Raw genomic sequence first — 13,431 nt, forward strand, 5'->3', positions numbered from 1 at the left:
TCCTAGCCGCCGGCAGCCTGACGCGTTTCGGGCCTTGGAGCTTCCTCCTCCGGCACAGGGGTCAAAGGCAGGACGAGGGTGAAGGTGCTCCCCTCACCCACCTCGCTGTCGAGCTTCATCCAACCGCCCATCAGCTCTGAAAGCTCCCGGCAGATGGCGAGGCCGAGGCCAGACCCTCCGTGGACGGAGGTGACCTCCGGCGAGGATTGCTCGAAGCGCTCGAAGAGACGCCTTGCATCCTCCGGCGTGATGCCGGGCCCGGTGTCGGCGACTTTGACATGGAAGAAGCCATCGCTTTCGATACCGATGGAAAGGGTGACCTGACCCCCCTTGGTGAACTTCACCGCGTTGCCGATCAGGTTGTTGGCGATCTGCTGCAGGCGGCCTTCGTCGAGGAAGAGTTGCGGCGGCATCTCCTCGTCGACCCGGGCGATAAGCTCCAGCCCCTTGGCTTCCGCCTTAGCCGCAAAGAAGTCAGCGCAGCGTTCGGCGAACCCGCGCACATCGCAGGCGACGGGTGACAGGGTCAGCATCCCCTCCTGCAGCCGCTCGAGATCGAGAATGTCATCGACGAGGCCAGCCACCTGCTTGCTCGCGTTCCTGGCAAGGCCAAGCAGCCGCTCCTGATCAGGGCGAAGATCCTGGTTCATGAGAAGGTCGAGATAGCCCGTCAGGACCGTCAGCGGGGTCCGCATGTCATGGCCGAGATTTGCGAAGAGGTCCGTCCTTGCACGCAGGAGGCTCTCCACCTTGGCCCGCGAGGCCTCCTCGGAAGCCAGGACCCGGCGGAGCTCTTCATCGGCCCGCTTGAGCTTCGCCTCGGTGGCGCGGTGGGCGGCAAGGGTACTCGTGACTGCCCGCTGGGCCGGGCGAAAGATCGTCATCCATTCGATCGCCAGGATGAGAAGGGCCAGAGCAAAGGTCAGGTTGCTGATGAGGGCCAGCTGATCCACCCGGGCATCGGCACGGGACTGCAGCGTCCTGACCACACCGTCGAGCCGCGTCAGCAAGGCATCGGTCCGCTCGATGTTGCTGAGGCGACCAAGCGCGGCGCTCCGCCTCCGGGAAAGAGGCTGTCGCGCCGCGAAGACGTCGTCGAGGAAAGCCTTGACCTCCTGATCGAGGGACGGAGAGCCCGAGAAATAGATGGTTCGCCTCTCCGCCGCGCCCTCAAGGCTCAAGCCGAGGTCACCGCCGGTGCTGAGCGCGTTGTGAGACCGCTCGAAAAGCGCGACCGCCTCGTCGAGGGCCTGCGCCTCGGCAGGAGAGACGCCGTTGCGGCTCTCCCGAAGGACGAGGCTGAGGATCCGCTGCTGCAGCATACGCTGCCGCCCACTCATGTTGATGAGAGCTGCCTGCTCTTCTCCGGCTTTGATCGAATAGATCGACAGCCCGTGGCTGATCGACAGAAGGACGGCAATGAGGCCGAGCGCCACGACATAGCGGCGCCAGAGGGTGTCGGGATTGGTGAGAAAGGCGGGCATGCAACTGTTCCGGCTCAACAACCTTAAGTTGAACAGCTAAACCCTAAGGAAAGGTGAGACGGGCCTGCGGCGCTCTGGCGTCATCGCCTGTTGAAGCGGGGCGGTGGCGCTGGCATACGCGGCCGAACGCCGACGCCATAACCCGAAGACCGCCATGACACTCGAAGCCGATATTGCCTCCCTCGAGGAGGAGCTGAACGCGAAGATCGCCGCTGCTGAAGACGAGCGAACCCTTGAGGATGTGCGGGTCTCGGCACTGGGCAAGAAGGGCGTCGTCTCGGAGAAGATGAAGACCCTCGGGAAGATGAGCCCTGAGGAGCGCCAGGTCGCAGGCCCTGCCCTCAACGGCCTCAAAGCCCGGATCGCTGACGCCATTGGCGCGCGCAAAGTGGTGCTGGAAGAGGCTGCGCTGGCCGAGAAGCTCGAGGCCGAGCGGGTCGATGTCTCCCTCCCCGTCGCTCCTCAGCAGGTCGGCAAGTTGCACCCGATCACCAAGGTCTTCGCGGAGGTCGCGGAAATCTTCGCCGCCATGGGCTTCGAGGTCCGGGAAGGGCCGGACATTGAGGACGACTTCCACAATTTCACGGCGCTGAACTTCCCGCCAGAGCACCCGGCGCGCGAAATGCACGACACCTTCTTCTTCCCGCCCAAGGAAGGCGGCGAGAAGATGGTCCTCCGCACACACACCTCTCCGGTGCAGGTCCGCACCATGATGGAAGAGAAACCGCCGATTCGCGTTATCGCGCCTGGCCGCACCTTCCGCTGCGACAGTGACCAGACCCACACGCCGATGTTCCACCAGGTCGAAGGCCTCGTCATCGACAAAGAGACCCACATGGGCCACCTCAAGGGCACGCTCGAAGCGTTCTGCCGCGAGTTCTTCGATGTGAAGCAGCTCAAGACCCGCTTCCGCCCCCACTTCTTTCCGTTCACGGAGCCTTCGGCCGAGATGGATGTCGGCTATGAGCGCGACGGCGCAGTGGTGAAGATCGGCCAGGGCGAGGATTGGATGGAGATCCTCGGCTGCGGCATGGTGCATCCGAACGTGCTGAAAGCCTGTGGTCTGGACCCTGACGAATATCAGGGCTTCGCGTTCGGCATGGGCGTCGATCGCCTCGCCATGCTGAAATACGGCATCCCGGACCTCCGCCCCTTCTTCTCCGGCGACCAGCGCTGGATCGAGCATTACGGCTTCCAGCCGCACGAGGTCTGAGATGTCCGAAGAGAAACCTGAAGGCGAGCTGACCGTCCGGGTCCAGCCTATGCCGGCGGACCTCAACTCAGCTGGCGATGTCTTCGGCGGATGGGTGATGAGCCAGATGGACCTCGGCTCCTCCGTTCTCGCCGTCCGCCGTGCCAAGTCGCGCGTGGCCACGGTTGCCGTGGACTCGATGCACTTCGTCCGCCCCGTGCGCGTCGGCGACGTCTTCAACTGTTATTGCCGGATCGTCCGTGAGGGGAAGACCTCCATTACGATCAAGGTCGAAGCCTGGGTCGAGCGGAAGGGCACTTTCCGCCTCGAAAAAGTGACCGAGGCCGACTTCACCTTCGTGGCCCTGGACGACCTTGGCCGCCCGACCCCTATCCCTGCGGAGAAATCCGAATGAAATTCACGCTGAGCTGGCTCAAGGATCATCTCGACACGGACGCCTCCCTCGATCAAATCATCGAGACGATGGTCAAGGTCGGCCTCGAAGTGGAGGAAGTCATCGATCCGTCAGAGGCCCTCGCGCCCGTCACCGTTGGCTACGTCAAGCATGCCGAGCCTCATCCGGATGCTGATCGCCTGCGCGTCTGCAAGGTCGATACGAAGGACGGCGAGATGCAGATCGTCTGCGGTGCGCCCAATGCCCGCGAAGGCATCCGCGTCGCCTATGCCCCGGTGGGTGCCTACATTCCCGGCATCGACGTGACGCTGTCCAAGGCGAAGATCCGCGGCGTCGAGAGCTTCGGCATGATGTGCTCAAGCCGTGAGCTGGAGCTCGGCGACGATCATGACGGCATCATGGAGCTGCCCGAGGCCGAGGTCGGCACCCCGCTCGCCGATGTCGTGGGGCCGCTCGATCCGGTCATCGATTTCGAAGTCACGCCAAACCGTCCGGACACGAACGGCGTCCGCGCCATCGCCCGCGACCTCGCGGCGGAAGGCCTCGGTACGCTGAAGCCCTTAGAAGTCCCTGAGGTCGAGGCTTCCTTCGACCAGCCTGTGACGGTGATCACGGAAGCGCCGGACGCCTGCCCAGCATTCGGCGCACTGACGATCCGCGGCCTCAAGAACGGTCCGTCCCCTGAATGGCTGCAGCAGCGGCTCAAGGCGATTGGCCTTCGGCCCATCAACATGCTCGTCGATGTGACGAACTTCCTGTCCTATGACGCCGCCCGCCCGCTCCACGTCTATGACATCAAGAAGCTCAACGGCGGTGTCCACGCCCGCATGGGCAAGGTTGGTGAGAGCTTCGAGGCCCTCAACGACAAGGAGTACGCCGTCGACGAGACCATGTGCGTCATTGCTGACGACGAAAACGTTCTCGGCCTTGGCGGCATCATGGGCGGCACGTCTTCGGGCTGCGATGAGACGACCACGGATGTTCTGATCGAGAGCGCCTATTTCGACCCGCTGACGATCGCCAAGACCGGCCGCAAGCTGAGCCTGACGTCCGACGCGCGCTACCGCTTCGAGCGGGGCATCGACCCTGCGTCGATCGAGGATGGCCTGAAGCGCGCAGCCGCCATGATCCTCGAGACTTGCGGCGGCGAAGCTTCCTCCATCACCATCGCCGGCACCCCGCCGGTCGAGGAAAAGACGGTCAGCTATCCACCTGCGGAAGTCACGCGCCTGACCGGCATGGACGTGCCCGAAAGCCGTCAGGAGGAAATCCTCTCGGCCCTCGGTTTCGAGGTCTCCCGCGGCGGCACCTGGGACGTGAAAGTCCCGACCTGGCGCCCTGATGTCGAAGGCAAGGCCGACATTGCCGAGGAAGTGGCCAGGGTCCACGGCCTCGACAATCTGCCTACGGATGTCCTGCCGCGTCTCGGTGATGCCCCGCGTCGCCAGCCTGCGCTTTCGGAGATCCGCGCCGACGCCGCCCGTCGGGCATGCGCAGGGATTGGCCTCATGGAGGCTGTGACCTGGGCGTTCACGGATGAAGAGGGAGCCGCGCGGTTCGCTGAGCAGCCGAAGGAGATCCATCTCCTGAACCCGATTTCGTCGGATCTTTCGGTGATGCGCCCAACGCCGCTTCCGAACCTCCTTCTGGCCGCCTCGCGCAACGCAGCCCGCGGCGCAGAGAGCGTCCGCCTTTTCGAAGTAGGCGGTGCGTATACGGACAACACACCGAAGGGCCAGCGCACGGTTGCAACAGGCCTCCTCTGGGGTGCAGGGGTCCGCGACTGGCAAGGCAGCACCGATGAGCCCTCCGTGTTCGATGCGAAGGCCGCAGCACTCTCCGTCCTCGAAGCCATCGGCGCACCTGCGTCACGTCTCATGGTCTTCTCCGATCCTCTGCCGGGCTACCACCCGACCCGATCGGGGCAGCTGCGGCTTGGTCCTAAGAACACCCTCGCAAGGTTCGGTGAGCTCCACCCCTCTGTGGCCAAGGCCTATGACCTGCCCGGTCGCACTGCGATCTTCGAAGTCGAGCTCGATGCCGTCCCGCCTGCCAAGAACAAGGGCGCGACCAAGCCAGCCTTAGGTCTGCCCGAGCTGATGCCCGTGCGCCGCGACTTCGCCTTCCTCTACCCGGCCGAGAAACCTGCGAGTGATCTGGTCAAAGCGATCCAGGGCGCGGATAAGGCGCTGATCGACGATGTCCGCCTCTTCGACGTTTATGTCGGCAAGGGCGTCCCTGAAGGCCAGCGCTCCCTCGCCATCGAAGTGGTGCTCCAGCCCAACAAAGAGACCCTGACGGACAAGGACATCGAGGCGGTTTCCGCCAGGATCGTCGCTGCCGCCGAGAAGCAAGGAGGCAGCTTGCGCGGCTGACAAGCTTGCGCTAGCTGCCCCTCCTCAAGCCGCATTAGCTCAGGTGGTAGAGCATCTCATTCGTAATGAGGAGGTCGCTGGTTCGAGTCCGGCATGCGGCACCATTCGCTTCCGGTCGCGCAAAGCGCGATCAAAAGGTCCGGGGGACCTTTTCAAGGAAGCGAATGCCCCGGCAGGGGCTGTCCTCCGCTTCCCCTAGAATAAGTTGTTGTCTGCCTCGCGCGCGAAAGGCGTGGCGACTCTTTACGCGAAGCATTTCCTTGCGGCCGCGTGTCCATCAGCGACCCTCCGTAAGAAGCGGCCCCCATCCCTTAACGCGTTCGTTGACGCCTTCACGCCGCATTCTAGGCAAAATGTGGGGAGAGCAGGCTTTTTGCGGGCGCTCAGCCAAAGCACAGCCCCGATCATGCCTCAGATAGTACTTGAACCGGGCAAATGAGGCAGGGCCTTGGCTAGCGGCCCGACTCTGAAAAAGCCACGTTTTCAGATATCAGTATTTCTCCCGAAAAGAGACAGATTATTTTCTGGTCTATTTTGGAACAGACGCTGAAAACCCAAGAAATACACCGAAAATTCGAAGATATTTCTTTCTAGGTTAACCGCTGTTAGTCAAGTTTATTAGAACGATTTTACGAGACTTCGCCGCAATCTGTGCCCCGGGAACGAACCAATTCCGAGGGGAATGACTATGTGGCGTAAAACACTGCTCACCACCGTCGCCGGCGCCGCCATCGTGGCCAGCCCTGCACTCGCACAAGCAGAAGAGCCGCGCTTTGAACCACGCTTTGGAGACATCCAGGCGTTCAGCGGCGACTTCCACGCCTTCTACCTCGACATCTCTCCCTTCATGGGGGACCTGCAGCCGTTCATGGGTGACATTCAGGCCTTTGGCCGGGACTTCCACCCGTTCCTCGGCGACATCACGCCTTTCTACGGCAGCGTCAGCCCGCTCTGGGGCAATATCGAGCCTTTCTGGGGTGTCGATATCCAGCCCTTCGCCGGTGACCTTCATGCCTTCTGGGGCGACCTGACGGCCTTCCGCCTCGATATCCAACCCTTCATGGGCGACATCCAGCCGTTCTTCGGCGACATCCACGCGTTCGAGGACAACCTCCGCAACATCGGCGACTACTGGGCCGCTGCCGGTCCGGCATGGGGTGAGATCTACGCTGAGTGGACCCGCCTCCGTGACGCTGGTGCCAGCAAGGCCGAGTGGGAAGACTTCGAGCGCAACTATCTCGACCCGTTCTTCGCCGAGGCTGAAGCGGTCTGGGGCGATGCCCTTGGCAGCAAATGGAACGGCACGCTCAAGGACCTGCTCGACGAGTACGGCATCGACCTGCGCCGTGAGCAGAACATGGCCAATGTCGATGGCGCGACGCTGTCGGAGTTTTTCCTCGCCTATTACGACAGCCTGATGGCCACCGCAGGGATCGACATGGTCGATCACTGGATGCCGATGATCAACTGGCGCCCGTCCATTACCCAGGACCAGGGCATGGGTGTCGGTGCCGACATCGGCCTGATCGACGCGCGCATTCTCCCAGAAGAAACCGCGATCGAGTACATCCAGCAGGCTGGCGGTCACGAGGGTGCGCCGAGCATCCACGGCGCTGCAGTCGCGAGCATCATGGCCGCTCGCCATGATGGCCAGGGTGTGATGGGTATCGCACCTGGCGCTACGGTCCACGCCTACAACCCGTTCGATCACACCGGCACGGCAAGCGCGAGCGATGTTGCGCAAGGTGTCCGCGACCTCGCCCACCGCGGCGTTGGCGTCATCAACATGTCCCTCGGTGTCCCGGGCTATACCCTGCACCAGGACATCGCCGACATGCTGACCACGCCGAACCTGTCGAGCGTCGAGGGTCGTGTCGTCATCGTCACCGCGGCTGGTAATGACGGTGTTGCTCAGACCGACGACATCGACTGGGACCACCGCGGCATCAGCCACGAGAGCCTCCTCGTTGTCGGCTCGGTGGGCCTGACGGGTGAGATCTCGAGCTTCTCGAACACGCCGGGCACGGCCTGCATCAACGTTCGCGGCGGTGACTGCGGCGTCGGTGAGCGCCTGATGGACCGCTTCCTGGTTGCACCTGGCGAGCTGATCCTCGTTTCGGACAATGCCGGCGGCACGACCCGCGCTTCGGGCACCTCGTTCGCAGCACCGATGGTCACAGGCACGATCGCGCTCATTCAGGACTACTGGCCCTGGATGAACCGCCACGCTGAAACCACCGCCGACATCATCCTGCAGACCGCCACCGATCTTGGCGAAGCAGGCGTCGACGAAGTCTATGGCCACGGCCTCCTCAACGTCGAAGCGGCCCTGTCGCCGCTCAACTTCAACGACCTCGTCATCTATCTCGATGATGGCGTTAGCGGGTGGAACAACACCGCTGCCGTGGACCTCGCAGCCGCTGCGATCGATCCGGGCCAGCTTGATCTCTGGGAAGCCTCGGGCGCATCGATCTACGCCTACGAGTTCGTCGGAGACACGTTCCGCGACTTCGAAATTCCGCTCTCGACCCTCCTTCACGGCCAGCAGGGCATCTTCGAGAACTACCAGCGTCACGTGCAGCGCCAGATGATGCAGTGGGCCAACAAGTCTTCGCAGCACATGGCTGCAACCCAGACCCTGGCCGCGAACGACTTCTGGTCGCTTGAGTTCACCCAAGACGGCACCACCCAGGGCGGAGGCATGCTGACCTTCACGAGCCAAGACCGCGGCATCCGCATGGTCGCCGGTCTCGGCAACCAGATGCAGGGCCTCTCGACCGTCAACGGCTTCGATGGCGTCAGCGACTATGAAGTCACCACCGGCGGCGCGAACCCGATGCTGGGTCTCGCTTCGGGTGGCGGCTACGCAGCCCTGTCCTTCGAGCTCGACAAAGCGCTGACCATGACCTTCGGGTACACCGGCACGCCGCTGGAGCAGGTCCAAGTCGACCAACGCACGGGCCTCGAGATGGATGGTGATGCTCTCTTCGGCCGCCGCGATGCCCTCGCAGCAACGGCAGAGCTCGCCTTCCAGGCCACCGAGAAACTGCGCGTCGGTGCGGCTGTCACCAGCCTCAACGAAGAGCGCTCGGCGCTTGGCTCGGCTGGCGCAGGTGCCCTTTCGATGACCGAAGACGCCCTGACCACGGGTCTCACCATGTCGGCCGTCTATGACCTAACCAGCCGGATCAGCCTCGCTGCCAGCGCCACGGGTGCCCGCACGAACGAGACGGATACGGCGAACGGTGGCCTTGGCGTTGCCGATCAGGGCCTCGACAGCTCGGCCTTCCAAGTGAAGGCGGACGTCTTCCGTCTCCTCTCGGAGCGTGACCGCCTGACCCTCTCGGCCGCCCAGCCGCTGCGTGTCGAGGACGGTGCCATGCGCTTCACCTCGGTCCAGGTCACCGACCGTACGACCGGCGATACCGGTCTCGCCAGCGACGACTGGCAACTGGGTCAGGGTCCCCGCCATCTCGCCTTCGAGGCCGACTATTCGGTCAGCTCCGAAGACAATCGTTGGCAGCTTGGCGTCTATTCTCGCTTCGACCTTAACGATGTCGATATCCAAGGGCGCTTTAATGAGCTCTCCGCCGGAGCCCGCATTGCGGTGACCTTCTAAGCGGACCTTGAGGGAACGAGGCACATGGTCGGACTGAGAGCCATACGGCGGGGGAAGCGCTGCGTGATCGCGCTCACCCTTGCGTGTGCCCTCGGCCCGGCCATCGCTTTTGAAGGGAAGGCTCCGGAGCAGCCCTCCGAGCCTTCCGCGCTTGAGCAGAGCTTCGATGACCTGATCGCCACGGCCAAGACGTCCATGATGGGCGCTCCGTCCGAGGCCATGACCGCCGCCGAAGCCAGCTACGCCATCGCTTCCAGCATGACTGGCGAGCAGCAGACCGTTGCCATGGCGACGGCACTTTGGCTGAAATCCGAAGCCGCCATGCGGGTTGGCCAGCCAGAAGAGGGCCTGAAGGCCGTTCGCGAAGGTCTGGCGCTTTTGGAGAATGTCGAGGGCGAAACTGTCCTCAAGGCCGACCTCACCCTGTCGCTTGGCCGGCTTGCGGGACGCCTGTCCCAGGCCAAGCTCGCCGTGACGAGCTTCTTTGAGGCCCACGAGCTTTTCGTCGAAGTTGGCAATGCCCGGAAGGAAAGCCTCGCGCTCCAGTCGCTTGGCTCGATCTACCGGGACGCCAAAAGCTACGACAAGGCGATCGAGTTCTTCCGCCGCGCCGCAGAGGTCTATCAGGGCGACGACATTGTCCGCCTGTCGATCGAGAACAATGTCGGCAATATCCTTCGGGATACGGATCGCTACGACGAGGCCCGTCCCTACTTCGACCGGGCCCTCGCGATTGCCGAGGAAATGGGCAGCGACATCCTTGTCGCCCGTGTGCTGACGAACATGGCTCAGCTGGAGCTTGAATCGGGCCGTTATCAGCGCTCCCACGACCATGTGGACCGTGCCGCCAAGCTTCTCCAGACACCCGAAGGGAAGCATTGGGCGCGGTTCGTCCTCGCGACCGATGCCGATCTCGCGCTGATCGCTGGGCAGGATATGTCAGCCCTCGCCTCAATCGAGCAGGCGCTCGACGGCGTTGCCCTTGGCGAGACGACTATGTCCTTCAAGGAGGTCCACGAAACCGCCGCGCGCGTCTACGCAGCCGTTGGCGAGTGGGAGAAAGCCTTCATCCACCAGCGCCACTTCAAGCGTCTGTCGGACGAAGCGCTTTCCATTGCCGCCTCGTCAAACCTTGCTCTTCTGGGTGCTGAATTTCAGTTTGCCGAGCAGGAGCTCGCGATCCAGCGCCTGCGCAATGAAAAGCTCGAAAGCGCCGCGAAGCTGAACGAAGTCGAGGAACGTCAACAGACCCAGCAGTTCATCATCACGAGCGGCAGCCTTGTCATCCTTCTGGTGCTTGGTGTCGTGGCCTTTGTCCTGCGAACCCAGCGCAAGGTCGCCGGCATCAACAACGAGCTTTCCACCACCGTCGAGCAGCTCAGCACCGAGATCGAGCGCCGCGAGAAGATGGAGCAGGACCTCATCGAGGCCAAGGAGAAGGCAGAAGATGCCGACCGGATGAAGTCGGCCTTCCTTGCCACCATGAGCCATGAGCTCCGCACGCCAATGAACGGCATTCTGGGCTTCACGGAAGTCCTTCTCGGCTCCGACCTCAGCGATGAGCAGCGTGAGCAGGTGGAAATCATCGACCAGTCCTCAGGGTCGCTTCTGACGCTGATCAACGATATTCTCGACCTGAGCCAGCTGGAAGCCGGCAAGTTCAACCTGCGTGAGGGCGATTTCGACCCGCGGGTGACGGCAGAGAACGCCGTGAAACTCCTCCGCGCCAAGGCGCAGGAGAAGCATCTCGACCTGGTGGTCTCGATCGGCAGCGACGTTCCGGTCAAGGCCTATGGCGACGAAGACCGCCTGCGCCAGATCCTCCTCAATCTTGTCGGCAACGCCGTGAAGTTCACCGAAAAGGGTGCGGTCTTCCTCGAGGTTACCCGCGGTGAAGCGGAGGGATCCCTGCACTTTGCCGTGCGCGACACGGGCGTCGGCATCCCGCAGGACAAGATCGACATTCTCTTCGACCGCTTCAGCCAGATCGATGGCGAGCTGACGCGCAAGCAGGCGGGCTCCGGCCTTGGCCTTGCCATCTGCAAGGAGCTGACCGCCGCCATGGGTGGCGACATTGGCTGCTCCTCGATCGAAGGCAAAGGCAGCACGTTCTACTTCACCGCGAAGCTTCTGACGGACACGGATGAAGCACCTGCGGACAGGCCGCTCGAAGGCCAGAAGGTCTTCATCCTCGACAGCTTCAACCAACGCCGCGAAGCCATCGTCGACATGGCGAAACGCACAGGCGCAGAGCCCGTCTGCTTCCGCACCCGCGCCGACGCAGCCGCTGGCCTCAAAGAGGTCATGGGCAAAGAGGACGCCCCCGTCGCGGTGCTGATTGGCGACGCCATCGAGCATGACGACACCAGAACCTGGATCGCCAATCTCCAGGTCGAGGGCATCCTCGATGCTTCTAAAACCATCGCCTACGGACTGATCGACCAGCGCCTCGCGGACGTTGCCGAGATCATCCTCGAGCAGCCGATCACGGACCGCAATGTTCGCGCGGCGGTCCTGAACGTCGCTGGCGAGGCCGCACCGAAGCGCGCAGCGACGCCTGCAGGCTCAGCCATGGGCTCAGGCGCTATCGCCACCGTCGATGACACGCTTGCCCAAAAGAAGGTCCTCGTGGTCGACGACGTGGTCGCGAACCGGAAGCTCGTGGAGTGCATCCTCAAGCAGCTGGGCGTCACCTGCGCCTTTGCGGAGAATGGCCAGGAGGCGATCGAGCTCGCCGGGACCGAAACCTTCGGGATTATCCTGATGGATGTCTACATGCCCGTAATGGGCGGCATCGATGCGGCAAGAACCATTTCCAGCGGACATGGCCCCAATGCCAACACCCCGATCTTCGCGCTGACGGCTTCGGCCTCGCTTGAGGAACAGGGCGAGGCGCGCAAAGCGGGAATGCGCGGCATCCTGACGAAACCGCTCGACGTGGCAGCGCTCAAGAAGACCGTGATCAGCTGCCTCAAGGGCGAAGACGCTGCGGGCACGAAGGCGGCCCCCAAAACGGCCTGACCCCAGCTTTTTCCTTGCATTGCGGACGAACCGGCGCCTAGCTGCTGCATCGCAGAAGAGCGACAGCATTTTTACGAAGTTTTGCTCTCCTGCGCGTGGTGTTTCTACGAAAGAGAGAGGTCAATGCGCCGTTTTCCTGCCCTTGAGGGTCTTCCGCCTTACGTCTTCGCCGAAATCAACAGGCTCAAGGCGGCGGCAGCGGCGGCGGGTCAGGACATTCTCGACCTCGGCATGGGCAATCCCGACCTCCAGCCGCCGCGGGTGGTGCTTGAAGCCCTGAGCGAGGCCGTCGAGCGCGAAGACGCGCACCGCTATTCGGATAGCCGCGGCATCCTCGAGCTGAGGCAGGCCAAGGCGCGCTACTATGAGCGGCGCTTCGGCGTGAAGCTTGATCCTGAGACAGAGATCATCGCGACGCTTGGCTCCAAAGAGGGCTTCGCCACCCTCGCGCGGACGATCACCGCGCCGGGCGATACCGCGCTCGTGCCTGCGCCGTGCTACCCGATCCACGCGTTCGCCTTCATCATGGCGTCAGGCGCGGTGACGGGCCTGCCTGCGCATCCGGGTGACGAGCTTCTGCGGGCCGCAGAGGAAGCCATTCGTATGGCTCCCCGGAAGCCCATTGCGATGGTGCTCAACTATCCTTCGAACCCGCTGACCGTCACAGCGGACATCGAGTTCTACCGCGAGGCCGTGGCTTTCGCGAAGAAGCACGACATTCTTCTGTTGTCTGATCTTGCGTACTCGGAGATCTATTTCGGTGACACACCGCCGCCTTCGATCTTCGAGGTGGAGGGTGCCAAAGACATCGCCGTGGAGTTCACCTCCATGTCCAAGACGTTCTCGATGGCTGGCTGGCGCCTGGGCTTTGCAGCCGGCGCCCCCCACGTCATCGGCGCGATGGCCAAGGTGAAGTCTTATCTCGACTATGGCGGCTTTGAACCGATGCAGCACGCCGCCATCCGCGCCCTCGACCATTCCGAAAGCGCAGGCGCAGACGTCCGTGCACGGTACGAATCTCGTCGTGATGCGCTGATAGCAGGCTTCGCCGACGCCGGGGTCGATGTGCCTGCACCCGATGCGACCATGTTCGTCTGGATGCCGCTGCCTGAAGACTTCGAAGGCGGGTCTGTCGCGTTCGCCGAGCATGCACTCAAGACGGTCGGCGTGGCCGTAAGCCCCGGCGTGGGCTTTGGTCCGTCTGGTGAGGATCACATGCGCCTCGCCCTGATTGCCGATGAAGACCGCCTGCGCGAGGCAGCAGGGCGGCTGGCTGGCCTTTATCCCGCCGCCGCCAAGCCCCGCATCGTCAGCAACGGCTAGGC

7 protein-coding genes and 1 tRNA gene are annotated in these 13,431 nt (G+C 63.1%); 7 read left to right on the forward strand and 1 reads right to left on the reverse strand.

Going from position 1 to position 13,431, the window contains the following annotated elements:
• Window positions 1-2: 2 nt before the first annotated feature.
• Window positions 3-1,484, reverse strand: a complete 1,482-nt coding sequence (locus HK107_RS04635) for an ATP-binding protein (protein ID WP_173197173.1) — start codon at window positions 1,482-1,484, stop codon at window positions 3-5.
• A gap of 154 nt (window positions 1,485-1,638) precedes the next feature.
• On the opposite strand from HK107_RS04635, the gene pheS reads away from it, so the two are divergent.
• From pheS to HK107_RS04670, 7 genes are all read left to right on the forward strand, one after another.
• Window positions 1,639-2,697: a phenylalanine--tRNA ligase subunit alpha gene (gene pheS, locus HK107_RS04640; protein ID WP_173197175.1), complete on the forward strand. Its 1,059-nt coding sequence runs from the start codon at window positions 1,639-1,641 to the stop codon at window positions 2,695-2,697.
• Between the two features lies 1 nt (window position 2,698).
• The gene (locus tag HK107_RS04645) at window positions 2,699-3,091 is read left to right on the forward strand and encodes an acyl-CoA thioesterase (protein WP_173197177.1); all 393 of its coding nucleotides are present in this window, start codon (window positions 2,699-2,701) and stop codon (window positions 3,089-3,091) included.
• Entirely contained in the window at window positions 3,088-5,466 is a 2,379-nt protein-coding gene (gene pheT / locus HK107_RS04650; RefSeq protein WP_173197179.1) for a phenylalanine--tRNA ligase subunit beta, read from the forward strand. Before HK107_RS04645 ends, pheT begins: the two co-directional genes overlap by 4 nt.
• A gap of 28 nt (window positions 5,467-5,494) precedes the next feature.
• Window positions 5,495-5,570: transfer RNA gene (locus HK107_RS04655), tRNA-Thr, on the forward strand.
• Between the two features lie 584 nt (window positions 5,571-6,154).
• Window positions 6,155-9,085, forward strand: coding sequence for a S8 family peptidase (locus tag HK107_RS04660; RefSeq protein WP_173197181.1), 2,931 nt, complete (start codon window positions 6,155-6,157; stop codon window positions 9,083-9,085).
• A gap of 24 nt (window positions 9,086-9,109) precedes the next feature.
• Window positions 9,110-12,106 carry a tetratricopeptide repeat-containing hybrid sensor histidine kinase/response regulator gene (locus HK107_RS04665; protein WP_173197183.1) on the forward strand — a complete coding sequence of 999 codons (2,997 nt, stop codon included), beginning with the start codon at window positions 9,110-9,112 and terminating at the stop codon, window positions 12,104-12,106.
• A 123-nt stretch (window positions 12,107-12,229) separates the two neighbouring features.
• The gene (locus tag HK107_RS04670; protein WP_173197185.1) at window positions 12,230-13,429 is read left to right on the forward strand and encodes an aminotransferase class I/II-fold pyridoxal phosphate-dependent enzyme; all 1,200 of its coding nucleotides are present in this window, start codon (window positions 12,230-12,232) and stop codon (window positions 13,427-13,429) included.
• Window positions 13,430-13,431: the final 2 nt, after the last annotated feature.

This window comes from Parvularcula mediterranea, from assembly GCF_013085255.1.
Classification (GTDB): Bacteria; Pseudomonadota; Alphaproteobacteria; order Caulobacterales; family Parvularculaceae; genus Parvularcula; species Parvularcula mediterranea.

Coding starts and splice junctions, on each gene's coding strand:
- HK107_RS04635 (WP_173197173.1), bottom strand. CDS start 1,484: ATGCCCGCCTTTCTCACCAATCCCGACACCCTCTGGCGCCGCTATGTC.
- HK107_RS04645 (WP_173197177.1), top strand. CDS start 2,699: ATGTCCGAAGAGAAACCTGAAGGCGAGCTGACCGTCCGGGTCCAGCCT.
- pheT (WP_173197179.1), top strand. CDS start 3,088: ATGAAATTCACGCTGAGCTGGCTCAAGGATCATCTCGACACGGACGCC.
- HK107_RS04660 (WP_173197181.1), top strand. CDS start 6,155: ATGTGGCGTAAAACACTGCTCACCACCGTCGCCGGCGCCGCCATCGTG.
- HK107_RS04665 (WP_173197183.1), top strand. CDS start 9,110: ATGGTCGGACTGAGAGCCATACGGCGGGGGAAGCGCTGCGTGATCGCG.
- pheS (WP_173197175.1), top strand. CDS start 1,639: ATGACACTCGAAGCCGATATTGCCTCCCTCGAGGAGGAGCTGAACGCG.
- HK107_RS04670 (WP_173197185.1), top strand. CDS start 12,230: ATGCGCCGTTTTCCTGCCCTTGAGGGTCTTCCGCCTTACGTCTTCGCC.